Annotated in this window: 24 protein-coding genes; 14 read left to right on the forward strand and 10 right to left on the reverse strand. The window is 62.3% G+C overall.

Annotated elements, in window-relative coordinates; all coding sequences use genetic code 11:
- The first annotated feature begins 65 nt into the window (after positions 1-65).
- Both BM364_RS14545 and BM364_RS14550 read left to right on the forward strand, forming a co-directional pair.
- Positions 66-779, forward strand: a complete 714-nt coding sequence (locus BM364_RS14545) for a hypothetical protein (RefSeq protein WP_244542896.1) — start codon at positions 66-68, stop codon at positions 777-779.
- Between the two features lie 11 nt (positions 780-790).
- Positions 791-1,606 carry a ParB/RepB/Spo0J family partition protein gene (locus tag BM364_RS14550; protein WP_175528625.1) on the forward strand — a complete coding sequence of 272 codons (816 nt, stop codon included), beginning with the start codon at positions 791-793 and terminating at the stop codon, positions 1,604-1,606.
- A gap of 52 nt (positions 1,607-1,658) precedes the next feature.
- Here BM364_RS14550 and BM364_RS14555 read toward each other — a convergent pair whose 3' ends face one another.
- Positions 1,659-2,969 (reverse strand): ATP-binding protein, encoded by a 1,311-nt coding sequence (locus tag BM364_RS14555; protein ID WP_092425823.1) that lies wholly within the window; start codon positions 2,967-2,969, stop codon positions 1,659-1,661.
- A 131-nt stretch (positions 2,970-3,100) separates the two neighbouring features.
- The gene (locus BM364_RS14560; protein ID WP_092425825.1) at positions 3,101-4,456 is read right to left on the reverse strand and encodes a DUF6538 domain-containing protein; all 1,356 of its coding nucleotides are present in this window, start codon (positions 4,454-4,456) and stop codon (positions 3,101-3,103) included.
- Positions 4,457-4,679: 223 nt separating this feature from the next.
- Between BM364_RS14560 and BM364_RS14565 the strand changes: the two genes are divergently transcribed.
- Entirely contained in the window at positions 4,680-4,946 is a 267-nt protein-coding gene (locus tag BM364_RS14565) for a DUF6894 family protein (RefSeq protein WP_092425827.1), read from the forward strand.
- On the opposite strand, the gene BM364_RS14570 is transcribed toward BM364_RS14565, so the two are convergent.
- On the reverse strand, positions 4,943-5,161 hold the full coding sequence (locus BM364_RS14570; protein ID WP_092425829.1) for a DUF1674 domain-containing protein: 219 nt from the start codon (positions 5,159-5,161) through the stop codon (positions 4,943-4,945). The two genes, BM364_RS14565 and BM364_RS14570, sit on opposite strands and share 4 nt — an antisense overlap.
- 92 nt (positions 5,162-5,253) lie before the next feature.
- On the opposite strand from BM364_RS14570, the gene htpX reads away from it, so the two are divergent.
- The 7 genes from htpX to BM364_RS14605 all read left to right on the forward strand — a co-directional run bounded on the left by htpX (position 5,254) and on the right by BM364_RS14605 (position 14,867).
- Positions 5,254-6,237 carry a zinc metalloprotease HtpX gene (gene htpX, locus BM364_RS14575; protein WP_092425831.1) on the forward strand — a complete coding sequence of 328 codons (984 nt, stop codon included), beginning with the start codon at positions 5,254-5,256 and terminating at the stop codon, positions 6,235-6,237.
- 47 nt (positions 6,238-6,284) lie between these two features.
- Positions 6,285-7,586 carry an RsmB/NOP family class I SAM-dependent RNA methyltransferase gene (locus BM364_RS14580; RefSeq protein ID WP_092425832.1) on the forward strand — a complete coding sequence of 434 codons (1,302 nt, stop codon included), beginning with the start codon at positions 6,285-6,287 and terminating at the stop codon, positions 7,584-7,586.
- A gap of 198 nt (positions 7,587-7,784) precedes the next feature.
- Positions 7,785-9,401: a heparinase II/III family protein gene (locus BM364_RS14585; RefSeq protein ID WP_092425834.1), complete on the forward strand. Its 1,617-nt coding sequence runs from the start codon at positions 7,785-7,787 to the stop codon at positions 9,399-9,401.
- Positions 9,402-9,605: 204 nt separating this feature from the next.
- A complete protein-coding gene (purH, locus tag BM364_RS14590; protein WP_092425836.1) occupies positions 9,606-11,189 on the forward strand; it encodes a bifunctional phosphoribosylaminoimidazolecarboxamide formyltransferase/IMP cyclohydrolase in 1,584 nt (527 codons plus the stop codon).
- 250 nt (positions 11,190-11,439) lie between these two features.
- A complete protein-coding gene (locus BM364_RS14595; RefSeq protein ID WP_092425838.1) occupies positions 11,440-12,795 on the forward strand; it encodes a lipopolysaccharide biosynthesis protein in 1,356 nt (451 codons plus the stop codon).
- A 99-nt stretch (positions 12,796-12,894) separates the two neighbouring features.
- The gene (leuC, locus tag BM364_RS14600; RefSeq protein ID WP_092425839.1) at positions 12,895-14,304 is read left to right on the forward strand and encodes a 3-isopropylmalate dehydratase large subunit; all 1,410 of its coding nucleotides are present in this window, start codon (positions 12,895-12,897) and stop codon (positions 14,302-14,304) included.
- 131 nt (positions 14,305-14,435) lie between these two features.
- Positions 14,436-14,867, forward strand: coding sequence for a metallopeptidase family protein (locus tag BM364_RS14605; protein WP_092425841.1), 432 nt, complete (start codon positions 14,436-14,438; stop codon positions 14,865-14,867).
- A gap of 177 nt (positions 14,868-15,044) precedes the next feature.
- On the opposite strand, the gene BM364_RS14610 is transcribed toward BM364_RS14605, so the two are convergent.
- The 4 genes from BM364_RS14610 to dapF form a co-directional block, all read right to left on the reverse strand.
- Positions 15,045-15,674, reverse strand: coding sequence for a septation protein A (locus BM364_RS14610; RefSeq protein ID WP_092426373.1), 630 nt, complete (start codon positions 15,672-15,674; stop codon positions 15,045-15,047).
- Between the two features lie 236 nt (positions 15,675-15,910).
- On the reverse strand, positions 15,911-17,122 hold the full coding sequence (ftsY, locus tag BM364_RS14615) for a signal recognition particle-docking protein FtsY (protein ID WP_092425842.1): 1,212 nt from the start codon (positions 17,120-17,122) through the stop codon (positions 15,911-15,913).
- Positions 17,123-17,125: 3 nt separating this feature from the next.
- Entirely contained in the window at positions 17,126-18,412 is a 1,287-nt protein-coding gene (mtaB, locus tag BM364_RS14620) for a tRNA (N(6)-L-threonylcarbamoyladenosine(37)-C(2))-methylthiotransferase MtaB (protein ID WP_092425844.1), read from the reverse strand.
- Positions 18,412-19,260 carry a diaminopimelate epimerase gene (gene dapF / locus BM364_RS14625; protein ID WP_244542910.1) on the reverse strand — a complete coding sequence of 283 codons (849 nt, stop codon included), beginning with the start codon at positions 19,258-19,260 and terminating at the stop codon, positions 18,412-18,414. Before dapF ends, mtaB begins: the two co-directional genes overlap by 1 nt.
- Positions 19,261-19,403: 143 nt before the next feature.
- Here dapF and BM364_RS14630 point away from each other — a divergent pair, with 143 nt between their 5' ends.
- The 3 genes from BM364_RS14630 (at position 19,404) to rpsP (ending at position 22,019) form a co-directional block, all read left to right on the forward strand.
- A complete protein-coding gene (locus BM364_RS14630; RefSeq protein ID WP_092425848.1) occupies positions 19,404-19,841 on the forward strand; it encodes a class I SAM-dependent methyltransferase in 438 nt (145 codons plus the stop codon).
- Between the two features lie 198 nt (positions 19,842-20,039).
- Entirely contained in the window at positions 20,040-21,623 is a 1,584-nt protein-coding gene (gene ffh, locus BM364_RS14635) for a signal recognition particle protein (RefSeq protein ID WP_092425850.1), read from the forward strand.
- A gap of 33 nt (positions 21,624-21,656) precedes the next feature.
- The gene (gene rpsP / locus BM364_RS14640; RefSeq protein WP_092425852.1) at positions 21,657-22,019 is read left to right on the forward strand and encodes a 30S ribosomal protein S16; all 363 of its coding nucleotides are present in this window, start codon (positions 21,657-21,659) and stop codon (positions 22,017-22,019) included.
- Between the two features lie 174 nt (positions 22,020-22,193).
- On the opposite strand, the gene leuB is transcribed toward rpsP, so the two are convergent.
- The 3 genes from leuB to leuD all read right to left on the reverse strand — a co-directional run bounded on the left by leuB (position 22,194) and on the right by leuD (position 24,446).
- Positions 22,194-23,294 carry a 3-isopropylmalate dehydrogenase gene (gene leuB / locus BM364_RS14645; protein ID WP_092425854.1) on the reverse strand — a complete coding sequence of 367 codons (1,101 nt, stop codon included), beginning with the start codon at positions 23,292-23,294 and terminating at the stop codon, positions 22,194-22,196.
- Positions 23,295-23,435: 141 nt separating this feature from the next.
- A complete protein-coding gene (locus BM364_RS14650; protein WP_092425856.1) occupies positions 23,436-23,831 on the reverse strand; it encodes a RidA family protein in 396 nt (131 codons plus the stop codon).
- Between the two features lie 9 nt (positions 23,832-23,840).
- A complete protein-coding gene (gene leuD, locus BM364_RS14655; protein ID WP_092425857.1) occupies positions 23,841-24,446 on the reverse strand; it encodes a 3-isopropylmalate dehydratase small subunit in 606 nt (201 codons plus the stop codon).
- Positions 24,447-24,602: 156 nt separating this feature from the next.
- Here leuD and BM364_RS14660 point away from each other — a divergent pair, with 156 nt between their 5' ends.
- A complete protein-coding gene (locus tag BM364_RS14660; protein ID WP_092425859.1) occupies positions 24,603-25,664 on the forward strand; it encodes a PAS domain-containing protein in 1,062 nt (353 codons plus the stop codon).

Consider the following 25,664-nt stretch of genomic DNA (forward strand, 5'->3'; position numbering starts at 1 on the left):
CTCGGGTGTTTGTCAGGATGAAGACGCCGCTCCGGATGCGGGGTGGCTACATTGAAGGTATGTGCATGAACGTCACCATCAGGATGAAGCGGAAAGCCGAGGTGAAAGGGAGGGTGTCCACCCCCAACTACGAAGCCGCCTATTGCCGTGTCGTGGGCTGCCAGAACCCCGCCAGAGCGGCCACGGGGGAAGGTCTCGACAACCGCTTTTGTCGCCCCCACGCGGAGCATTACGCCCGCCACGGGAGCCCCTACCGGAAGTCCTACACCGCTCCCGAGGTTCGCCCCTACCGCAAGGCGGCTGCCCACTGGATCAAGGCGAATGCGAGTGACCCATGGATCGTGAACGCCTTGCAGCGTGTCCGTGGTCTCTATGCCACCGCTGGGGGTCATGTAGAGGCTTTCAGGCTCCGTGGCCTCCCACCCGAGGAGCGGGCCAAAGCGGCTTGGGCGAGGCTGCGGAAGGCGGGTGTAGACCCTGTGAAGGTCTTGGCCGATGTGCTGGCGGTGGAGATGATCATCAGGGATGACCCACAGGCCGACCACAAGCGGGAGTTCAAGGAGGTTCAGGCGGCCAAGCTGGTCCACCGGATGGCTTCTGGGACCCACAAGCGATGGGGTGAGGGAGCAAGCGCCACGGAGCTTCACGTCTTCCCGAGGTCGCGTGGGAGGGTTCTCCGACATCTTGGGAAGGATGCGCTGGAGGTGGGAGAGCTGGTCGTGGACCACCACCAAGACGCCCTGCCCAAGGCCCCTGTCCCGAAAGAAGCCCAACGATGATGGAAACGCACATGGACGATGAAGAGACCAGCGCGGTACTGGAACACGAAGCCACGGCTCGACTGCTGGAGCTTGAGCAGTTGTGGAAAGCTCCGGTGGGCGAGATGCCAGACCGCGTTCCACTCGCCGACCTCGAGGTTATCGAGGTGTTGTTCCAGCCCCGCACGATGAGCGAGAAACATCTCGATGACCTGAAACGGGCTATCAAGTCGGTCGGCGCTTTGGAGCCTTTGCTCGTGCTGCCGGTGGGGAACCGGCTGATCGTCGTGGACGGACACCACCGCCGGGAGGCTTATGAGTTGGTCGACTTCGCGGAGCCGGTGCCCGTCACCTACTTCCGCGGCAGCCCAAGGCAGGCCATGTTCGAGGCAGTACGCGAGAACTCGATGGCGAAGCTGCCGATGCACAACAGGGAGAAGCAGGACTACGCATGGAAGCTGGTTCTCGTTGGGGACAGCAGCAAGAACGAAATCAGCGTGGCCACCGGCGTCTCAACCTCGCAAGTGGCGAACATGAGGAAGGCTCGAAGCCTGCTCAAGGATGATGCCTTCGAGCATAAGTCTTGGTTCCGCGCCCGGAGAGCGGCGCAGGGCAAGGGTCAGCTCGAAGTTGATGTTGAGGAGATGAAGGAGCGGCAGGCGCTGGACTGGGCCAACCGGATGGCGAAGGAGTTCACCACGAAGATGGCAACCCATCCAGAAATCGCGGCAATGGCGTTGAACATCTACTTCGGGCGCAAGCTACCGGAGCTGTACCATGAGCTGCGGTCCTTCATGGCCGAGGACATGGAGTTCGAGGAGTGGGACGAGAACCATTCCGACTTCTGACCTATCCAACCCTTAGGGTGTACAATTTGTACAGGGATGGGATAGGAGGCGTTCATCGGCGCTCTACGTTCCCGTCCCAGCCCAGCCTTCGCTTGGCGGCAGGGTGATCTATCTCAAGGTCCACCCCTGCCTGCTCCGCCCGTAGCCGAGCATAGCCCCTAACAACCTTCTCTGCGAACTCGTACCATCCAGCCCGGTTCGCGGTGAGGATGCCAGCGTAGCTCGACTGCTTGAGGTTGTTCATCCGGTTGTTGAACTTATCGCGGGGAAGTGGACTCTTCCCAAGGCGTGTCATGATGCGCTGGTAGGACTGGTAGATGTCGGTGCTTCGGCGTTGCAGTTCATGCCCATCAGCCACTGCGAACAAGACCGTCTCGTAGTCGTTGGTGTACTTCCGCGTGGCGGTCTCGTAGGGCTGCTTGAGCTTCATCTCCATGGCATCGCTGGCATCACTCATCGCTTTCTCGAACAATTCGCCCGTTACCTTCCCTCCGTTCTCCGCCTCGAACACCCTCCAAAAGAGCTTCTCGGATATGAGGTGGACGTAGTGCGGGAAGCCGTCCGAGATTTTGGCAATGCGGTACTGGGTCGTGTCGTCGATTTCCACGCCGAGACGGTCAGCGGCTCCCGCGATGATTTCCAGTCGTGCGTCGTAGGGAAGGCGGTCCAAGCTCACCGTGTGAAAGTAACGGTCCGCACTGCCATGCGCGGACATCAAGGCATCCACGCTATCCCCAATGCCGCAGAAGATGAAGCGGGCGGGGATGTGCTTGTCCGAAACCTGCTTGATGAAGTTGGCGAAGTTCTCCTGCTCTTGCTGGTCCTTGACCTGATCGAACTCGTCGATGACCACAACCAGGTCTCCCTCGATCTTGTCCGCGAGAAGAGCAACGACCCGAACGGCTTCGTTCACTGACGTGGGCGGGGGCGCTACTCCTTCCTGCTCCGTGATCTTTCCAGTGCCAAGGAAGCCACCAAGGTTGAACCCGAGGCTACCCTCCCGAATAACCTTCTCAAGGCCGGGTCGTCGTCCTGCTACCTCCTCTATGAGGTCCCGGATGATGCTGGTGAAGCCGTTGCTTTGGTCGCACCCCAAGAGGATTGGATCGCTCTTCGTGGAGAGCGAGAACGCAGCGGTCTGGGCCAAGGACGACTTCCCAACGCCTCGGAAGCCGTGGATCAAGACATGGCGTCCACCGGCGTAAAGAGCCTTCCTGATGCCGTCCAGTTGTTCCGCGCGGCCCCTCAAGAACTCCTCGGACTGGAGCGGTCGGGATGGTGACAACACCATGTCGAGCAGCTTGCCGAAGTCCGGCTCTCGCTGGGTGATTACTGGACGAAGGCCGATCAGCTCTTGGGTCATGCTGCCAATGTAAAAGGATTCTTTTGCCTCACAAAAGGAAATCGCTCTCGTCCACAAGCCATCACGATGAGGTACTTCGTTGACAACATGAGGCGATCATGTCCTCCCGCCACGTCCTCCGCATTGCTGGCTCAAGCTGGTTCTGGGAGCCTCACCGCCTCCACGCAACGCCTTGCCTGCTCCATGGCTGGTCCACCGGAGTACAGCCCCAAGGTCATTCCCTCCCGTTTGTGGCCCACTACGGCAGAGATGATGTGCGGTGGTTGGTCCGCTTGTTCGGCTTTCGTGATGAACCACCGTCGGAAGGAGTGGAAGTTGGCCAAAGCCCTTCTGCGCCCCTCGCGTTCGTCTCCGATGCCGAGAGAGCGGCGATAGGCGGTGAAGTGCATTGTCGCCTTATAGGACCTCTCCTTGAGTGGACTGGACGGCGGAGGCCACTCCGGAAAGATGGGCTCGTCCATTCCCTTGCCTGATGTCCTTCGCGCGATGATGTCGACCAATTGAGAATGGATTGGCACCTTGCGGGTAGAGGTTTCCCTCTTCTGCGGCTTGAACTCGAATACGCCTCCCTGACAGTCCCGCACTCGGAGCGAAACGATCGGGTCGAGACGGCAGCCCGTTAGGGCAGCTATGCGCACGAGGTCTCGCATCTCCGGCGCTGCTGGTCCGGTCAGGAGTTTGATCATCTCTTCGTCGGTGAACGGACGCTCCTTCTCGTCATGCTGAACCTTCGGCTCCGCAAGAACCAATCCCTGCCAGACGTTGGTCTGAACCTCTTCGCGGCGCTCCAGCCATTGCCAGTACCGCGACAAGCGCCGCAAGTACTTGTTCAACGTCACGGGAGAGAGCTTTGGCTCCAGCGCCTGGAGATCGTCAACGAAGCGGACAGCGGCCTTCTTGGTGGGGAAGGACTGGAGGTATGGGTCTATGGCGTTCTCCCGACACCAGCGCTGCAGCAAAGCGATAGCTCTCGTGTCATCTCCCAAGGTGCGCGGCTTCACCGTGAGCTGTCCCATGTACTGGTCATGGAAGCGGTCCAGAGGTGTTGCCTTGCCCGCTACGATCTTCATGAACTCCGAAGCTTGGCGTTGAGCATGAGGGGCGTACACGGGAGCTTCCTCGCCCGTCACAGGGTCGGATGTGGTGGCAACCTCGCGGCCCAGCAATTGATCGACAGTGACGCTGACTGCCGTGTCTACCTCCTCAACATCGAGGTCAGTCGTGGCATTGAGCCTCTGACGGCGCAGCTCTTCGGCAAGTGCCCTGATGTCGTCTCCACCACCCGCTTGGGCGAACGAGGCCATTATCTCGCGGACGATGGGCCACTTGAGCTGGTTGGCCACCCTCAAACTATCGGTGTTCAACTGCCGTTTGACCCGAGTGGACCCGACTTGGGAAACGAGCCGCTTGGGCACTGCGACGCTGACCCGCCATTTGCCCCGGTGCTGCTCCAAGTACTGCCTATCGTTCACTGCTGATCGTGCCACCCGGAACGCCTCTCGTACCCCAGTTCGTACCCCAACCGCGTACCACCAAGCCTATGTAATGTCATCAAGTTCTTGATCAAGAATATGAAATTGGCAGTCAGAGGTGTTCCCCGCTCAGCTCCACCAGTTCCTTTTTCCGATCACATTTTTTCTGGCCCCGAGCACTGGGGGAACCGGGGCGGGTTGGGCTCGTTTGAGCTTACCTGCCAAGCGAGGTGCTGACATGCCGCGGTTTTTCTTTAATCACCGGACCAGCAAGGACGAGAACGAGGTCGATATCGAGGGGCTGCAATTGCCGACCCTGAACGATGCGCTCGAAGAGGCGTCCTTTGCGGCCCGCGGGGCTGTGGCACTGGCCGATGAGCCGGTGCGCGGCGAATTCATTATCGAGGACGAGGGACGGGTGCCGCTGGCGCGCGTGCCCTATGCGGCCGAGGAGCCGGACGGGGACGCTGCTTACCCGGAAACAGACGGCGATACCGCGTCCTAGAAGTCGCTGGTCAGGCCCTTGATTTCCCAGTCGCCATAGCGGCCGGGCTCAAGCCCGCCCCGGCCACCCTTTTCCTTGGGCGCAAGGGCGCTTGCCTGGTCAATGCCTGCTCGCCGCGCCTTGGCCTCCGCCAGCGCGCGCTGCGCCGCAGGCGGAAGGACACGCAAGGCTTCTTCAGGCGCGTCAGCCGGCTCGGGGGTCTCGTTCTTTGTCATGAGCCTTCTCCAATTCAGACCGGTTATGCGCTTGCGCGGAACCCTTGGACACCCAACATAATTGGGCAAACAGAGATCTTAAAGGGGTTCAGATGTTCAACACCGTTCGCACCTTTGCCCTGATCGCGGCGATGACCGCGCTGTTCATGGTGGTTGGCTATTTCATCGGCGGCACCGGCGGCATGATGATCGCCTTTGCTTTTGCCGCCGTGACCAACCTGTTTGCCTATTGGAATTCGGACAAGCTGGTGCTGCGCATGCAGAACGCGGTGCCAGTGGCTCAGAGCCAGGCGCCCGAGCTTTACGACATGGTCGATACCTTGTCCAAGCGCGCCGGAATCCCTACCCCGGCGGTTTACGTGATCCAGTCCGACCAGCCCAATGCCTTTGCCACCGGGCGCGACCCCAACAATGCCGCGGTAGCGGTTTCGGCCGGGCTCCTGCGCCATCTCGACACGCGCGAAGTCGCCGGCGTCGTGGCGCACGAACTGGCCCATATCCGCTCGCGCGATACCCTGACCATGACGGTGACGGCGACGCTTGCCGGTGCCATTTCCGCGCTTGCCCAGTTCGGCCTATTTTTCGGCGGCGGCAACAATCGCGACAATCCGCTGGGCGGCATCGGCACATTGCTGATGGTGTTTCTCGCTCCGCTTGCCGCCATGCTGGTGCAGATGGCGGTGAGCCGCACGCGCGAATACGAGGCCGATCGCGATGGCGCCGAAATTTCGGGCGATCCGCTCGCCCTTGCCTCGGCGCTCAACAAGATCGCCACCTTGGCCGGGCGGCAGGTCAATGTGGCGGCCGAACGCAATCCTGCTCAGGCGCATATGTATATCATCAACCCACTCTCGGGCGCCCGGATGGACAACCTGTTTTCCACCCATCCCGATACCGGCAACCGGATCGAGGCGCTGCGCAGGCTTGCAGGAGAGATGCGGCTGGACGATAAGGGCGCAAGATCCGCGCCCCGCCCGCAGCCCGCTTCGCGCGGCACGACCGGCAGCGGCGGCTGGCGGGTTCCGAGTGCCGGCCGCGGCGACAACAATAGCGGCCTGCGCGGTCCCTGGGGGTAAGGTGCTGGGCGGAAACCCGCCTCAGGCGCCACGATAAGGTTGCCGATGTGACGAAAGCAAAGGATCCGGCGGGGCTCAGCCTTCGTCTCGTTGCCGCAAAGCGGCTGCAGGCCGTGCTCAAGGGCGAGCACTTTGCGCCCCTCCAGGCTGGCGATCTCGCCGATGGGCGCGACCGGGCGCTGGCCAACCGGCTGATCACCACGGCCCTCCGGCGCCATGGCCAGATCAATGCCATGCTGGGCGAACTGCTGGAAAAGGGCATGCCGCCGCGCTCGGGCACGTTTGAGGCGGTGCTGCGCCTGTCGCTCGCTCAATTGGTTTTTTTGCCCGATATCGGTGCGCATAGTGCACTGTTTCTGGCGGTGGAAGCGATCAAGCGGGATAGCAAGGCGCGGCATCTTTCGGGCCTGATGAATGCCGTGCTGCGCCGGGCGCAGGGCAATTCGGCGCGTTTCGCGCTGCTTGACGACACACTGCTTCTGCCCGAAACGACCCGGCAAAAATGGGAAAGCGCCTATGGCACAGAGGCCGTCGGACGCTTCACCGATGCCCTGATCGATGGCGCACCGCTCGACCTGACCTTGCGGGAAGTGGATCCCGATGTGATCGAGGCGCTGGGCGCCACCCAGCTCGCCGGTCCCTCCGTGCGGCTCGAAACACGCGACCGGCCCGTCGATGCCCTGCCCTTCTTTGAGGACGGCCGCTGGTGGGTGCAGGATGTGGCCTCGGCCATTCCGGCGCGGCTCATCAAGGCGCAGGCGGGTGGAAGCGTGCTCGATCTTTGTGCCGCCCCCGGCGGCAAGACAGCGCAACTCTGCCAGTCAGGCTACAGCGTGACGGCGCTCGACAGCGACGCGACACGGCTCGAGCGGCTCAAGGCCAACATGGAACGGCTCGGTTTTTCGCCCCTGGTGCTGGAAGGCGATGCAGCCAAGTTCGCCGCGCCCGAACCCTTTGACGGCATCGTGCTTGATGCGCCCTGTTCGGCAACGGGCACGTTCCGCCGCCATCCCGAAGTGCTCTGGCAGCGCAGCGCCGCCGACATCGCCGGCCGCGTGCAGTTGCAGCGCAGCCTCTTTGCGAACGCCGTACGCTTGCTGTCACCGGGTGGAAGTCTTGTTTATTGCGTCTGTTCGCTCGAGCCCGAAGAGGGTGAGGCGGTCGCCGAATGGGCGCTCGCTGCGCTTAGTGGGATCGAGGCCGATCCCATTGCCCCCGGCGAATTGCCGGGGCTGGAAATGACCATCAATGCCCGGGGCGAGGTGCGTGCCCTGCCCTCGATGGCGCCGGGCGGCGTTGCCGGTGGCATGGATGGTTTCTTTGTGGCGCGTTTCCGCCGCACGAGCTAAGTCTTAAGCGGCCCAGCGGTTTTCCAGATCGATTTTCCGCCTGCAAGACACCGCAGAGCTTTCGGTCTGGGCAAATCAGGATGGAGCGACTAGAGGCTGATGGGTGCGGCGCCCCGCCGCATCCAGGGATCGATAGACCGTGAGTGAAATGGGCAGCAACCACCCTGCCCGCGTTGGACTTGGGCGCGGAGGCGGGAATTGAGCGGCGAGATCCTGGGGATCGCCCGCAGGTTCGGCCTGCGCCTTGCCGACAGAATCGTGACCACTCCGGTGACCCGCTGGACCTGGCAGGGTCTGGCCGAGCAGGGCTATGAAGGCGAGTTGCCCGATTTCCGTCCCGCCGATGGCGATGCCGTGCGCGAAATGATGACGGGGCGGTATCTTCTTGCCTCAAAACTCGTCGAGACCGGCGGCACTTCGCCCTTTGCCGTCGATACCGAATATTCGGACTGGTGGAACAATCTTCAGGGCTTTTCCTGGCTCCGGCACTTCCGCGATGTGCGCGATCCTGGCGAAAAGCTCTTTGCCCGCACCCTCGTGCTCGACTGGATCGGACGCGAGGGGAGTTTCGATGCCGACAGCTGGACCCTGACCCTCACCGGCCAGCGGGTGCTTAACTGGCTCCGCCATCTGCCGCTGCTGCTCGATGGCGCGACGCCCGATCAGGCTAAGACCATTCAGCGTAGCCTCGGAACGCAAGTGCAGAGCCTGCGCGTGCGGGGACATCTGGCGGCCGATCCGGTCGAGCGCATGTTTGCCGCCATGGGCCTGTTGGGCGCCGAATTGTGCGAACCCGCCGAAAAGGCCGATGTCGAACAGCGCCTGCGCCAGCTCGATGGCGCGCTTGCGGAACAACTGGACACCGACGGGCTCCACAAGAGCCGCAATCCACGCGTTCAACTCACCCTCCTCAGTGAGTTGACCAGCCTGCGTCAGGCCGCATCGCGCCATGGCAGCCCAACCTTTGCCTCGCTCTCCAATCGCATCGATCGCATGCACGAGGCGCTCGACGCCCTGACGCTGTCGAGCGGCGAGCCGGCCTACTTCAATGGCTGCGGGCAGGTACCCCACGACATTCTTGTGGCCGTGCAGGCCAGCGGCCCCGCCGCCAACCGGCGCTCGCAGATCCTTGGCGGCTACGGAATCCTGCGCTCGGGTCCTTCGGTCATTATCGCCGATTCAGGATTGCGTCCGCCCGACAAATTCGACGAGGAAGCCCATGCCGGCGCCCTGGCTTTCGAATTTTCTCACGGCAGCGAGCTGATCCTGGGCTCATGCGGCCCGGCGCCCACCGACATGGCCGAAACGCGCGACCTCTTCCGCCAGTCGATTGCGCATTCCTCGCCCACCATCGACGACGAGGACAGCTATCAACCCAGCCGCCGCAGCCGGGGCGCCATCCTTCCGGATATGGAGCTGGTGCCGAGCGAACATATGCTGGTGCTGGCAACGGCCGGTTACGAGCAGCGCTTCGGCGTCGAGATCGAACGGCGGTTGACGCTTCTGGGCGATGGTTCAACACTTGTCGGCCAGGATCGTATCGTCTCGCGCGGGGAGCCCAAGGGGCACCTCGGTATCCGCTTTCATCTGGCGCCAGGTATCGCCGTCCACGCCCCGGTCGGCGAAGGCATGCGCCGGCTGACCCTGCCCAATGGCTCGGTCTGGAGCTTTCTCTGGGAAGGCGCGAACCTTCGCCAGGACGACAGCGTCCGCCAGTCCTCCTATCTCGGGTTCAACCGCACCCTCCAGCTCATTCTCGAAGCGGAAGTGGCCGAAGGGCTCGAGATCGGCTGGATTTTCACACGGGAACACTAGTCCTCACTCCTCAACGATCGCCTCTTCCTTGAGGGAAGAGCTGGGATAAGGGATCAGTCTCTCGACAAACCTCGATGCTGGACCCCTCATCCGATCCCTCGGACCACCTTCTCCCCTCGAGGGGAGAAGGAAGACCGCCTTGGACTCCGCCGTCACTTCGTGCTAGCGGAGCCGCAATTCAATTCTCCAGTTGGGCACGGTTTCATGAGCAAGACGGTCACGGTCGGGCGGGCACTGCTTTCAGTTTTCGACAAGTCGGGCATGGCGGACTTTGCCCGCGGCCTTTCCGAGGCCGGTGTGGAACTGGTGTCCACCGGCGGCACGCACAAGCTCATCAGCGAAACCGGTCTGCCGGTGCGCGAAATCGCCGACCTTACCGGCTTTCCCGAAATGATGGATGGCCGGGTCAAGACGCTCCATCCCAAGGTGCATGGCGGGCTTTTGTCGGTGCGCGACAATGCCGAGCATCAGGCCTCCATGTCCGAGCACGACATCGGCGCCATCGACCTCGTTGCCGTCAATCTTTATCCCTTTGAAAAGACCGTCGCTTCGGGCGCTAGCTATGACGAGATCATCGAGAACATCGACATCGGTGGCCCCGCCATGGTGCGCTCTGCCGCCAAGAACCACGCCTTTGTGACGGTCGTCGTTGACCCCAACGACTATCCCGCCATTTTGGAAGCCATCCGCAATGGCGGCATCCCGTTCGAACTACGCCAGAAACTCGCGGCAAAAGCCTACGCCCGCACCGCCGCCTATGATAGCGCCATCTCCTCCTGGTTCGCCCGGGAGATCGACTTCGCCGACGTCAGCTATCGCAGCTTTGCCGGAAGCTTGCGCGAAGTCATGCGCTATGGCGAAAACCCGCACCAATGGGCCGCCTTTTACGCCACCGGCGAAAACCGCCCGGGCGTTGCAACGGCGAACCAGGTGCAGGGCAAGACGCTCTCCTACAACAATATCAACGACACCGACGCCGCCTTCGAACTGGTCTCCGAATTCGATCCCAACGAGACTGCTGCCGTTGCCATCATCAAGCACGCCAATCCCTGCGGCGTCGCCACCGGCGCCGATCTCGTCGAAGCCTATAGGAAGGCTCTCCGCACCGACCCGGTCTCTGCCTTCGGCGGCATCGTCGCCACCAATCGGGAGATCGACGCCGAGACGGCTACCGAGATCGTCAAGGTTTTCACCGAAGTGATCGTCGCCCCCTCCGCCACAGCGGAAGCGCAAGAGATCATCGCCGCCAAGAAGAACCTGCGCCTCCTGCTGACCGGTGGTCTCGCCGACGCAAAAGCCGAGGGCCTCGTCGTCAAATCCGTTGCCGGGGGCCTTTTGGTGCAGAGCCGCGACAACCAGAATGTCGACGATTGCGATCTCAAGGTCGTCACCAAGCGCGCCCCGACCGAAGCGGAACTCGCTGACCTCAAACTCGCGGCAAAAGTCGCAAAACACGTCAAATCCAACGCCATTGTCTATGTGAAAGACGGCGCCACGGCCGGCATCGGCGCCGGCCAGATGTCGAGGGTCGATTCCGCCCGCGTCGCCCATCGCAAGTCGATCGACGCCGCCGAGGCAGCGGGCCTCGAGGGTGCACTGACGGCGGGGTCGGTCGTCGCCTCCGACGCTTTCTTCCCCTTTGCGGATGGCCTCGAAGCCCTCGTCGCCGCCGGCGCCACTGCCGTCATCCAGCCCGGTGGTTCGATGCGCGACGACGAAGTCATCGCCGCCGCCGATGCTGCCGGGATTGCCATGGTCATGACCGGGATGCGGCATTTCCGGCATTGAACTGCAGATAAAACCCCCTCATCCGGCCCTTTGGGCCACCTTCTCCCCGAGAGGGAGAAGAATAGAGGTGCTCGCCAAAGACACGATGCCATTCCTCTCCCTCTCGGGGAGAGGTGGCTCGGCGAAGCCGGGTCGGTGAGGGGGATTTTCCATTTCAGGCGTCCAGCCGTCCCCCTTCCGGTAAGACCTTCTTGACGCCCCTCTGGCACACTCCTTGCCGCCGGCAGTGACCCCGGCATGAGGACATTTCATGCGGCTGGCGGTTCCAACCGATCTTCATGGCTTGCTGTCGACCGGGCTTTTGCGCTCGGTGGGATCGCTCGGCATCAAGGTTGCGACCGCCGGGCTGACCTACATCACCTATGTCGTCCTCTCGCGCACCATGACCGAGAGCGAATACGGTCACTTCGCTTTTGGCCTGGCGCTGGCGACTGTTCTCGCCATCCTTGCCGGCATGGGCCAGTCGACCGCCATCCTGCGCCTTTGGCCGCAATTGCGCGGGCGCGGGGAAAACCGCGATGCCGAGGCTGTCGTCGCCGCTGGCTCCGCCATCACCATCGGGGCAAGCCTTGTCGTTGCCGGTCTCCTTTGTGTCGTCGCCGTCTTCAGCATTCCCTTTCTGCCGCCACGCGAAACGGTTAATCATTTTATCGGCGCCGCTTTCCTCGTCCTGCCCATGGCGCTGGCCGAGTACAATTCCTCCGTGCTGCGCGCCCAGAATTCGCTTTGGACCGCGCTTGTGCCGCGCGACATCATCTGGCGCCTTGCCTTGCCGCTCGCAGTGATCGGGCTCTTTGCCATGGGCGTGGTGCTGAGCGGGCCGGATGCCCTGACCCTTTCAGCAGCTCTTCTGATCGGTGCCCTTGTGCTTCAGGCCTGGCTGGCCTTGCGCCGCTGCTATGTCGTGCTGCCGCGCCTTGCTCCCGTTCGCGCCCATTGGCAGCGCTGGGGCAAGCTCAGCAAATGGCTGCTGCTCGGCGCCCTGATCGAAACCTTTACCCTTAATGCCGACGTGATCCTTGTCGGCCTTATGCTCGATCTTGAAAGCTCGGGGCTCTATTTCAACGCCTTCCGCACCGCCGGATTGATGACGCTCTTCACCTTTGCCATTGAACTCGTGATCGCCCCCATGGTGGCCGAACACTATCACGCTGGCGCCATGCGCAAGGCCCAGGCCATCACCGCTCTTTGCGCCTGGGCGGGGTTCGTCTTTTCGCTCCTGATCTTTGCCCTCTTTCTCGGCTTTGGCGATTTCATTCTTTCGCTCTTCGGTCCGGCCTATGCCGAAGGGAGCCTCGTCCTCGTGCTTCTAGCGCTTGGACTTCTGTTCGACGCGGCCACCGGCCCCTCGAAAATCGTGATGATGATGACGGGCCACGAGCGTGCCTATGTCGCCATTTTCGGCGCCATCATGGGACTTGGCTTTCTGGTTCAAATCGTCGTCATCCCCATCTGGGGCATTGTCGGCGCCGCCGCGGTCAATATGGGCGCGCGCATCATCGCTCAGATCGCCATAGCCCTTTGGTGCCGCTATCGGATCGGGCTCGACACTAGCCTTTTGGGCGCCCTGGCTGTCCCGCGGCTCACCGATGCCGCGGCCCGCTAGACCGTACCCGTGAGTACGGTTCTTCTTGACCAAAAACCCGGTTCGGGATTAGAACCGATCCAAACTTCCATTCCTGGCCCCTCGGAAAATTACACGCAAATGACCAAGGCTCGCACGCTTTACGACAAGATCTGGGACGACCATCTGGTTCAGAACAATCCGGACGGCACGAGCCTTCTTTATATCGACCGCCACCTCGTTCACGAAGTGACGAGCCCCCAGGCTTTCGAAGGCCTCAGGATGAATGGCCGCAAGGTACGTCATCCCGAGCGCACCCTGGCTGTGGTCGATCACAACGTACCGACCACAGATCGCTCGCTGCCCAATCCGGATCCGGAAAGCGCTACCCAGATCGCAGCGTTGGCCGACAACACGCGCGAATTCGGCATCGAATATTACGACGCGTTCGACAAGCGTCAGGGCATCGTCCACATCGTTGGCCCCGAGCAGGGCTTTACCCTGCCGGGCATGACCATTGTCTGCGGGGACTCTCACACCTCGACCCACGGCGCGTTTGGCGCGCTGGCCCACGGCATCGGTACGTCCGAAGTCGAGCATGTGCTGGCGACCCAGACGCTTCTGCAGCAGAAGGCCAAGAACATGCTGGTGCGTGTCGACGGCCAGCTGCCCCCCGGCGTCACCGCCAAGGATATCATTCTTGCCATCATCGGCGAGATCGGCACGGCTGGCGGCAATGGCCACGTCATCGAATTTGCCGGCGAAGCCATCCGTTCGCTTTCGATGGAAGGCCGCATGACGGTCTGCAACATGACCATTGAAGGTGGCGCCCGCGCCGGCCTCATCGCTCCCGATGAAAAGACTTTTGCCTATGTCAACGGCCGCCCACGTGCGCCCAAGGGCGCTGCTTGGGACATGGCCCTCGACTACTGGAAGACGCTCTATACCGACGAGGGCGCCCATTTCGATAAGGTCGTGGTGCTCGACGCGGCAAAACTCCCGCCGATCGTGTCCTGGGGCTCTTCGCCCGAGGACGTGATCTCGATCACCGGCGCCGTGCCCAATCCCGACGACATCCCTGACGAAACCAAGCGCGCCTCGAAGTGGCGGGCCCTCGACTATATGGGCCTCAAGCCCGGCACGCCGATCACCGAGATCAAGCTCGATCGCGTCTTCGTCGGCTCCTGCACCAATGGCCGCATCGAAGACCTGCGCGCTGCAGCTGCCGTTGTTGGCGATCGCAAGGTCGCCGCGCATGTCTCGGCCATGGTCGTGCCGGGCTCGGGCCTCGTCAAGGAACAGGCGGAAGCCGAAGGCCTCGACGTCGTCTTCAAGAATGCCGGGTTCGAATGGCGCGAGCCGGGCTGCTCCATGTGCCTTGCCATGAACCCGGACAAATTGAAGCCCGAAGAGCGCTGCGCCTCGACCTCGAACCGCAATTTCGAAGGCCGTCAGGGTTTCAAGGGCCGCACCCACCTCGTTTCCCCCGCCATGGCCGCTGCCGCCGCCATTGCCGGCCACTTCGTCGATATCCGCGAGTGGAAGCACTGAAACTCAGTCACCGTCATTGCCGGCCATCCTCGGACATGTTCCGGGGACCGGGCAATCCATATCCCGGCTGACGCTGAAGCATGGATCACCCGGACAAGCCGGGTGATGACGATGGAAGGGAGACGTTTCGGATGAGCACATCGCAGATCGATTGGCACGACCGCTTCGCCCCGACCCTCGATGACATCGAAGCCATGGCCAGCAAGGCCCTGGCTGAACTCCCCGAGCCATTCAAATCCCTTGCCGCTGACGTCACCTGTTCGGTGGCCGAATTCGCCGAGGACGACATCCTCGCCCATTTCGAGATGGAAAGCCCGTTCGAGCTCATGGGCCTTTTCACCGGTATTGGGCTGACCGAAGACGGCGCCGTGCCCCAGACCGGGCAGATGCCCAATACGGTCTTTCTTTATCGTCGCGCCATTCTCGATTATTGGGCCGAAAACGACGACAACACGCTGGGGGAAGTCGTGACCCACGTCTTGATCCACGAACTCGGCCACCATTTCGGCTTTTCCGACGAGGACATGGAAGCCATCGAAGCCCGCGCCGACGCGGAAGAGTGAGCGGGCTCAGTACCGTCACCTCCGGCCTGGCGCCGCGATTGACCGCTCTAAATACTCCGCCCGTCATTGCCCGGCTTGTCTGGGCAATCCATCTCCGGTGGTGCCCGATCGACCTAAGTGCCGAAACAAAAATCCCCGCTTTCGCGGGGATTGTCTCGGTTCGCTAGGATCAAAAACTCAGCTCTCGACCACCACATTGGGCGGCGAGGCGGGTTCGTTGACCGGAGCATATTTGCTTAAGAGCGGCATCTGGCTGAGGGAAAACAGCACGGTCAGCGGCATGACGCCCCAGACCTTGAAGGCCACCCAAAAATCGGTCGAGAAATTGCGCCAGAGGATTTCATTGATCACTGCGAGCACGAAAAAGAACACGCCCCAATTCAGCGTCAGGCGCCACCAGCCCTCGGGTCGGAGCTTGTAAACTTCGCCGAAGACATACTTGAGCAGCGACTGGCCAAAGAGCAGTCCACCGAGCAGCACCGAGCCGAAGAGCACATTGGTGATGGTCGGCTTGACCTTGATGAAGGTGTCGTCCTGCAACCACAGCGTCAGCCCGCCGAACACCAGCACCACGGCGCCGGTAACCAGCGGCATGACCGCGATTTTCTTGAGGATCACCCAGCTCAGCGCCAGCGAAATGGTCATCGCGCCCATGAACCAGGCCGTGGCGACAAAAATGTCGGCGCGCGCATTGGCGATGAAGAACACCACCAAGGGCCCCAGTTCGAGGGCGAGCTTGGTGACTTGCGGACGCAGCTCGTCCCAACTGACGTCTGCTTCGGCTTTTTCGGTCATTGATCGTTCCATGGCATATCCCGCCACTGTGATGGCACCCGCCCCGCGATGCAAGCGATAGGCGCCAAGAATGGTCAGATTTTGGCGGCGGGGAGCGCTGACTTAGACCAACCCCTCACCCTAACCCTCTCCCCGAAGGGGCGAGGGGACTGGTCCGGCGGTCTTGAACGGAAAGTGCCCCAGACGCGATGCAATCCCCTCGCCCCTTCGGGGAGAGGGTTAGGGTGAGGGGCATCTTCAACCCAGCATCACTCCTCCCCCGCAATGGCCCGGGCGAAATCGCGCGCTGCGAATGGCTCGAGATCGTCGACACCCTCGCCGACGCCGATGAAGTGCACCGGCAGCCCAAATTTGCGGGCGATGGCCACCAGAATGCCGCCGCGGGCGGTGCCATCGAGCTTGGTCATCACAAGCCCCGTCACCCCCGCGCGTTTTCCAAAAATCTCGACCTGTTTCAGCGCATTTTGTCCGGTCGTCGCATCGAGCGTCAAAAGCGTTGCGTGCGGCGCGCTGGGGTCGACCTTCTTGATGACGCGGATGACTTTTTCGAGTTCATCCATCAGCTCTTCGCGGTTTTGGAGGCGCCCGGCGGTATCGATGATCAACACATCGCGCCCTTCGGCCCTCGCCTGGGTAACCGCATCGAAAGCAAGGCCCGAAGCATCGGCACCTGCGGGCTTGGCGATGACAGGCGCGCCCGTGCGCTGGCCCCAGACCTGCAACTGCTCGATGGCTGCGGCCCGGAACGTGTCGCCGGCGGCCAGCATGATCGACTTGCCTTCGGCCGCGAACTTTTGCGCCAGCTTGCCGATGGTCGTCGTCTTGCCCGAACCGTTGACCCCGATCATCAGGATCACGAAGGGTTTTTGCGCCGTGTCGACGGCAAGGGGCCGCGCGACCGGCCCTAGAACCTTTTCGACCTCTGTAGCGAGCACCGAGCGCACATCGCTGCCGGAGATTTCGCGATCGAAGCGATCGCGCCGTAGCGTCTCGGTGATGGCCATGGCTGTTTCGAGCCCGAGATCGGCCTGGATCAGGACGTCTTCGAGCTCGTCGAGCGTCGCCGCATCGAGCTTGCGCTTGGTAAAGACCGAGGTGATGGAACTGGTTAGATTGTCCGAGGAGCGCCGAAGACCCGTCGTCAGCCGCGAGAACCAGCTCTGGCGTGGCGCTTCGGCTGTTGCCGGCGCCGGGATGATCGGTTGGCTATCCGCGATCTCGGCGGCACGCTCTTCGATTTCCTCGACATAGTCGGGCGTCGTCTCGGGCGGGCCGGGCGGCGGCAGGTCTTCCTCCGGCGCCGGCGTTTCGGTTTCCGGCTCGGGCGTCGGCGGCACGGCATCGGGCGTTATCGGTAAAGGCTCGAGAGGCGTCTCCGGCTGCGTTTCGGCTGGCGCAGGAGAGGGATCGGGCTCGGTGCCGAACAAGCGTTTGAAAAAACCCGATACCTTATCGCTCATCGTCTACCCTTGGTCTGTCACGCACGCGTGGTTGGAGGCGCTAGTAACTTCACCCACGAGCCCATCAGGGCCAAAATCGGTTACCGAAACGGTAACGAGTTCGCCCGCCTTCACATCCGCAACGCGGACCGGCAAAAATTGTTCGGTGCGACCGATGCCGCCGCGCTCCATCAGCACGCTTTCCGTCCGGCCTAGCCGGGTGGCGCAAAGGGCGGCAAACTGGCGCTCGCCCGCCATGCGCAACCGGCGCGTGCGATCCCGCGCCACCGCCTTGTCCACCTGCGGCATGCGCGCGGCAGGGGTGCCGGGGCGGGGGGAGTAGGAGAAGGCATGAATATAGGTCAGCCCGGCTTCAGCGATGAAGCGCAGCGAATTTTCGAACATCGCCTCGGTTTCAGTCGGAAAGCCGGCAATGATGTCGGCGCCTAAAACGATTGCGGGCCGGATGGCGCGGAGTTTTTCGACCACTGCCAGCGCGTCGTCCCGCAAATGTCGCCGCTTCATGCGTTTGAGAATGAGATCGTCGCCGGACTGCAAGGACAAATGCAGGTGCGGCATGAGCCGCGCTTCGGCCATGGCCTCATAGAGCGCGGGGTCGGCTTCGATCGAATCGATCGATGAAATGCGCAAGCGCGGCAGGTCCGGCACGTGCCGCAGGATCGATTGCACCAGCATGCCCAGCGTCGGCGCGCCCGGCAGGTCGGGACCATAGGAGGTGATGTCGACGCCCGTCAGCACCACCTCGCGATAACCATTGCCGACCAATCGCTTGATCTGCTCGACGACCAGACCCATCGGCACCGAACGCGACGGGCCGCGGCCAAAGGGGATGATGCAGAAGGTGCAGCGATGATCGCAGCCGTTCTGCACCTGAACGAAAGCGCGCGTGTGCCCGTCCATGCCCTCGATCAGGTGGCCGGCCGTTTCCCGCACGCTGCCGATATCGTTGACCTGACATTTGTCGTTGAGGGGAACGCCGAAAACCAGTGGCGCGTAGCTTTCGGCCTTGAGCTTGTCGTCGTTGCCAATGACAAGATCGACCTCGTCCATGTTCCCAAACGTGCGCGCCTCGGTTTGGGCGGCGCAACCCGTGACGATGATCCTGGCTGCGGGGTGCTCGCGCCTTGCCTTTCGCACTGCTTGCCGCGCCTGTTTGACCGCCTCGGCGGTCACTGCGCAGGTGTTGACGATGATGGCATTGTCGAGCCCGGCCTTTTCCGCCTCCGCCTTCATCACCGCGCCTTCAAAGGCATTGAGCCGGCAGCCGAATGTCAGCGTCTCGACCGTCATCAAGCGGCCTTGCTGCGCGTCCAGGCGCCGGATGCAGGATCAAATTCACCGCGCCATTCGAACTCGGCAGGGCCTGTGAGTGTGACGCGATCGTCGGCTTGCCATTCGACCACGAGATCGCCGCCCGGCAGGGTCACGGTAGCCTTGCGCGCGGTCCGGCGCGTCCGCGCGCCATTGACCAGTGCCGCGCAGGCCGCCGTACCACAGGCCTCGGTAAGGCCCGCACCACGCTCCCAGACGCGCAGGATGATCTTGTCCGGCTCGACCACCTGGGCGATGCCGATATTGGCGCGTTCGGGGAAAATCGGATGGTTTTCAAGCAGCGGCCCGAACCGGTCGAGCGCATAAGACCAGACATCGTCCTTGACCCAGAAGGTGGCGTGCGGATTGCCGATCGACATCACCGAGGGCGAATGGAGGACAGGCGCGTCGATCGGCCCGATCTGCAGTTCGATCGTCCTTGTGTCGGCAAATTCTTCGGCGAGGGGAATATCATACCAGGCAAATTTCGGCGTGCCCATGTCGACGGTGACGAGCCCGGTTTCCGCCTCTTCACCAAACAAAATCCCGGCCACGGTCTCGAAGGTAAACCGCTGGCGTCCCTGTTCGGCGCTCAGGAATTGCACCACGCAGCGCATGCCATTGCCGCAGGCCTGGGCGCGAGAACCGTCGGAATTGATGATCTCGACATAATTGGCCGTGCCGGGCATGCGCGCGTCATGGATCGCCATGATCTGGTCGAACCTGGTTTCAACCCGGGCATTGATCGCGATGGCAGCTTCGGGCGTGACGCGATCTTTGCGGCCGCGCATGTCGGCGACGATAATCTGGTTGCCCAGCCCGTTCATCTTGAGAAAGGGTGCGTTGCTCAAAGCCAAAGCCCATGTCTTGTTCCGGCCTTATATGGCGGAACTGACATGGAATTGCCAGTGCATGGGCGGCATGAGAGCGTCCTGACACATGCTGTCGCCGTGGAGGGGGAAAAGACGATATGAGCGAACGCGTTTCATCCCGCATTGCCGAGGCCGTAGCGGGCTTGCCCTTGAAGCCTCATCTGCGGGTTCTCGAGATCGGCTGCGGCCCGGGCGTCGCTGCGCGGCTCGCTAGCCGGCAGCTGACAAGAGGCATGATCCTCGCCATTGATCGCTCGCAAAAGGCCATCGATCAGGCCTGCGCCGGTTCAACGGAAGAGCTGGCGACCGGGCGTCTCGATTTCCGCTGTGTCGCCGCCGAGGATTTCACGCTTGCGCCGGACGAGCAAAAATTCGATCTCGCTTTTGCCATGCGTGTCGGCGCGCTCGATGGCCGCCATCCCGAACTTGAAAGACAGGCGCTCGGGCGGATCAAGGCGGCTCTCAGCCCCGAGGGCATTCTCATCATCGATGGCGCTGCGCCTATCGCCGCTGCTGATTTGCCGGACTTTTCTTGACTCGCTAGTGCTTCTGTCATAAACGCCCCCTGTTCATCAGGCATTTGCTCCTGACCAGCCGACCGGGGCCCCTTACGGGTTCCACGATCCCGGAGGCCAACATCCGCCAGCGCGTTGCGCCCGCGGGTGGGTTTTGCATTTGGCCTTTTGGCACTTATCTCTCCGGGGGCTGATCCTCGTGAGCGAGAAGGACAAAATATGTTTGAGAGCTTAAGCGACCGGCTTGGCAAAATTTTCGATGGCCTTCGTGGACGCGGCGCGCTGAACGCTGCCGATGTCGATGCGGCCATGCGCGAAATCCGCCGGGCGCTGATCGAGGCCGACGTTTCGCTCGAAGTCGTCCGCGCTTTTGTCGAACAGGTGCGCGAGCGGGCCGTCGGCGCCGAAGTTACCCGCTCGGTGACGCCGGGCCAGCAGGTCGTCAAAATCGTCAATGACGAGCTGGTCCAGGTTCTGGGCTCGGACGCCGTCACCATCGATCTCAATGCCCCAGCCCCCGTCACCCTCCTGATGGTCGGTTTGCAGGGCTCGGGCAAGACGACGACCACGGCAAAAATCGCCAAGCGTCTCAAAGACCGCCAAAAGAAACGCGTTCTTCTCGCCTCGCTCGATACCCGCCGCCCCGCCGCCATGGAGCAGCTGCGTGTGCTTGGGCAACAGGTTGGCGTCGATACCCTGCCGATCGTCCAGACCGAAACCCCGGTCGAGATCGCCCGCCGCGCCGAGCGCGAAGGGCGTCTAGGCGGTTATGACGTCCTCATTCTCGATACTGCCGGCCGCACCCATATCGACGAAGAGCTGATGGTTGAAACGGTCTCCATCAAGGAGATCGCAAAACCCCACGAAATCCTCCTTGTCGTCGACGCCCTGACCGGCCAGGACGCGATCAACGTCGCCCGCTCGTTCGACACGCGCCTCGATGTCACCGGCATCGTCATGACCCGTGTCGATGGCGATGGTCGCGGCGGTGCGGCGCTCTCGATGCGTGCCGCGACCGGCAAGCCGATCAAGCTGATCGGCGTCGGCGAAAAGATGGATGCGCTCGAGGATTTCCATCCCGCGCGTATCGCCGACCGGATCCTGGGGATGGGCGACATCGTTTCGCTCGTTGAAAAGGCCGCGGAACACGTCACGGCCGAAGACGCCCAGAAGATGGCGCAAAAGCTCAAGAAGGGCAGCTTCGATCTCGACGATCTGCGCGCCCAGCTTTTGCAGATGAAGAAAATGGGTGGCATGGGCGGCCTCATGGGCCTCCTGCCTGGCGCAGGTCAGCTGAAAAAGGCCATGGCCGGCTCCAATGTCGATGAAAAGGTCTTTGACCGCCAGATCGCCATCATCAACTCCATGACCAAGAAGGAACGGGCCAATCCCGACCTTCTCAATGCTTCGCGCCGCAAGCGCATTGCGGCCGGCGCCGGTGTCGACGTTTCTGAAATCAACAAGCTTTCCAAGCAGCACCGCCAGATGGCGGACATGATGAAGAAGGTGTCCAAGGGCGGCATGGGCGCTCTCGGCGGGATGTTCGGCGGCAAGATGGGCGGCATGCTCGGTGGCATGCCCGACCTCTCGAAGATGGACCCCAAGCAGCTCGAGCAGATGGCCCGTCAGGCCGGCATCAATCCCGAGCAATTGAAGGGCCTGCCCTCGGCCGAGCTGCCAGCGCAAAAGGCGCTGCCGGCCGATGTCAACGCCCTGCTGAAATCCTCCGGCGGCCCGGCTTTGCCCGGTCTCGGCGGCGCCCCCCGTTTCCCTGGCCTTCCGGGCCTGGGCAAAAAGAAATAACCCAAACTTAGAACATCAACCCCAGGAACTAAAATGTCCCTCAAGATCCGTCTTGCCCGTGGTGGCAGCAAGAAGCGCCCGTTCTACCAGATCGTCATCGCCGACGCGCGCAGCCCGCGCGATGGTCGTTTCATCGAAAAGATCGGCACCTTCAACCCGCTTCTGGCCAAGGACGCTGAAAACCGCATCGTGCTCAACACCGAACGCGCCCAGCATTGGGTTTCCGTCGGTGCCCAGCCGACCGACCGCGTCCTGCGCTTCCTCGATGCTGCCGGTATCGTCAAGCGCGACGCCCGCAACAACCCGAACAAGGGCGAACCCGGCACCAAGGCCAAGGAACGCGCCGAAGAAAAGGCTGCCAAGGCCGCTGCTGCTGCCGAGGGTTCGGCAGAGTAATTTTGGGATCTTGGTCCTCTAAATGCGAAAGCCCCGGTGGAGACACCGGGGCTTTTTCGTATGCTCTATCTCTCGTTTCACGTCCATGCCGGGCTCGTCACGGCAATCCATACGCATCATGAGATGGACCAGCGGGACAAGCCCGGTGGTGACGATGGAAAAGTGAGTGAGGCGCTACGCCTTGAGCTTGCTCAAGATCGCCGCGCCCATTTCTTCCGTGCCAACCGTCTTGCGGTTGTCCTGGGCGATATCGCCAGTGCGCAGGCCATCGCTGAGCACGGCCGAGATGGCGCCTTCCACCTTGTCGGCCAGTTCGATCATGTTGAACGAATAGCGCAGGGCCATAGCCAGCGAGGCGATCATCGCAATCGGGTTTGCAATGCCCTGACCAGCAATGTCAGGGGCCGAGCCGTGGACGGGCTCGTAAAAGGCCTTGCGCTTGCCGGTCGTCGGATCCGGCGCGCCGAGCGAAGCGGATGGCAGCATGCCGAGCGAGCCGGTGAGCATGGCCGCAACGTCGGACAGAATGTCGCCAAAGAGGTTGTCGGTGACCATCACGTCGAACTGCTTCGGCGTGCGCACCAGCTGCATCGCGGCATTGTCGGCGAGGATGTGGTGGAGTTCGACGTCGGAATAGTCCTTGGCAACGCCCTTGACCACCTCGTCCCAGAGGACGCCCGACTTCATGACGTTCTTCTTGTCGGCCGAGTGCACCTTGTTCTTGCGGGTGCGGGCGAGATCGAAGGCAACACGGGCGATCCGGTCGATTTCGTAGGTCTCGTAGACCTGGGTGTCGATGGCGCGCTTCTGACCTTCGCCGAGATCGGTGATGGTCTTGGGTTCGCCGAAATAAACCCCGCCGGTCAATTCGCGCACGATCAGGATATCGAGGCCTTCCACCAGTTCGCGCTTGAGCGAGGAGGCATCGGCCAGCGCCGGATAGCAGATGGCGGGGCGAAGATTGGCGAAGACGGCCAGTTCCTTGCGCAGGCGCAGGAGCGCGGCTTCCGGGCGGTGCTCATAGGGCACGTCGTCCCACTTGGGGCCGCCCACCGCGCCGAAGATCACGGCGTCGGCGGCCTTGGCCTTGGCGACGTCTTCGTCGGTGATGGCGGTCTGGTGCTGGTCATAGGCGGCGCCGCCGGCAAGACCGCGATCGAGCGAGAAGTCGGTCAGGCCCTCGGCATTGGTCCAGGCGATGATCTTTTCGACCTCGACCATGATTTCGGTGCCAATGCCGTCGCCCGGCAAAAGAAACAGGGAATGGGTGGCCATGGTCGCAAACTCCTCGCCGTACTGGTGGGTACACCTTGGCGCGCACATAGCTTTATTTTGGCTTTTCGCGCAAGGGCGGCCAAAACAAAACAGCGCCTCCCGAGGGGAAGCGCTGGCAGATTGTTGCGAGACCGGTCTGTCTTAGCCGTGACTGGTCGCCGCACCGATCCGGGCCGTTACCTCGATCTCGATCTTCATGCCTTCCTCGATCATGTCGACGATCAGCATGGAGGCGGCAGGGCGGATGTCCTTGAAGACGGGCCCGACTGCAGCGACCACTTCGTCGACATAGGACCGGTCGCCCAGATAATAAACCACCCGCACCGTGTCCGCGATCGAAGAGCCGGCCTCCTTGAGCGCCTTGTCGATCGTGGCAACGGCGTTTCGGGCCTGCTCGCCGACGCTTTCAGGCATGGTCATGACCGCATAATCATAGCCCGTCGTGCCCGACACGTAGACCGTATCCTCGTGGCGCACGGCACGGGAATAGCCGAACGTGGTTTCAAAAGGCGAACCGGTGGAAACGCGCTGCACCATGATCGCCTCTCAGAGCCAGGGACGTTCGGAAGCCATTCTTCCCTCGAACGAGGAGATGGCCGGGTCGGACTTGAGCGTGCCCGCTATATCGTCGAGACCTTCAAGCAGGATGTGCTTGCGCGCTGGATCGATATCGAAGTGCAGCGTGCCGCCATCGGGGCCCTTAATGGTCTGGGCTTCGAGGTCGATCGTCAGCGTCGCATTAGAGCCGCGCTCGGCATCGTCCAACAACAGCTTGAGCTGCTCGGGCGAGACGACAAGCGGCAGGATGCCGTTCTTGAAGCAGTTATTGTAGAAAATATCGGCGAAGCTGGTGGAGATCACGCAGCGGATGCCGAAATCGGCCAGCGCCCAGGGGGCGTGCTCACGGCTCGAGCCGCAGCCGAAATTGTCGCCCGCGATGATGATCTTGGCCTGCCGGTAAGCGGGCTGGTTCAGGACGAATTCGGCATTTTCCGAGCCGTCTTCATTATATCGCATCTCGGAAAACAAGGCGACGCCGAGGCCGGTGCGCTTGATGGTTTTCAGATATTGCTTGGGGATGATCATGTCGGTGTCGATATTGATGATCGGCAGCGGCGCCGCGACACCCGTCAATGTGGTGAATTTTTCCATCGGAAAACCTCGCTTTGCCTTGGGTCTTTGCTGCAAAGCGGGGGCCGGGTCAAGTCGGCTCGGGGATAAACCGTTCGGCGCTTGACCGTACCGGCCTTCACTCTTTACTGCTGTGAGCCGACCGGTCGCGGATGCAAACTTGTGCGGGAGTTAGCTATGCATGGGCCTGCGATAAAGACATCACGCGATGACGAGGCCAAGGCTTACCAGCCCACTTCGCGCCAGCTGCTGCAGGCGCTCGAAGCCATGGCAGGGGTGGGATTTTGCACCCTCTCGCTGGCCGATGGAACGGTGCAGGCCTCTGACGGACTGCACCTTCTGACGGGCACGCTGGACCATGTGGGCCAGCCAGTGACGCTGGATTTCATCGGATCGCGCACCCATCCCGATGACCGGGAAAGCCTGGTCGAAAACTTTCACCTGTTGATGCGCGATATCATGCCGTCCCGGCGCGACATGCGGCTGCTGCGCGAGGACGGCACGGTGCGGCGGCTCGAAATGCGATTCGAGCGGCTGATCGATGACGAGCGCCGGCCGGTGGGCTGGATCATCTGCGTGCTTGACCGAAGCGAGGAGGAAAGCCTGCGCCACATGCTGGCCCAGGCCCGCCGGCGTCTGCGCACCGTGCTCGACCAGATCGATGTGGATCTGGCCTGGTTCAGTTCGCTCGATGGGCGGTTCGTCGAGCGGGTCAAGCAGTCGGGCAATCCGCACTTGCCGCAAGCCCCGCTCTTTACGCTCGAGAGCTGGTTCGACACGGTTCATCCGGACGACCGCCCGATCGTGCTTGAAGGACTTGAGCGGGCCGAGGCCGATACCAGCGTTATCCGCATCGAGATTTCACCGGGGCACTATGTTCCGGTGCGCACAATCCGCAAGCCGGTGCTGAACGAAGCCAACCAAGCCGAAGAATGGTTTGGCCTGACAAGTCTCGTACAACCGGGCACCGGCGGGCTCGATCCCGGCGAGATCGCTGCCGACCCTTCGCTGAACGGCCCGCTGCTCCGGGGGGCACGCAATCTCCTGGGCTGGACCATTCCGGTTCTCGCCCAACAGTCGGGAATCTCGGCCTCCACCATCATGCGGATCGAAGAATCCAGCGCCCCGATGACCGAGATCGCCCGGCGCAGCACCGCAGAGCGGCTGATCGGGGCGCTGACGGGCGCCGGCCTGACCTTTCACCGGACACTGACGGGGAAACTGGCGATTTCGCTGTGA

It is taken from the genome of Devosia crocina (genome assembly GCF_900116545.1).
GTDB classification, from domain to species: Bacteria; Pseudomonadota; Alphaproteobacteria; order Rhizobiales; family Devosiaceae; genus Devosia; species Devosia crocina.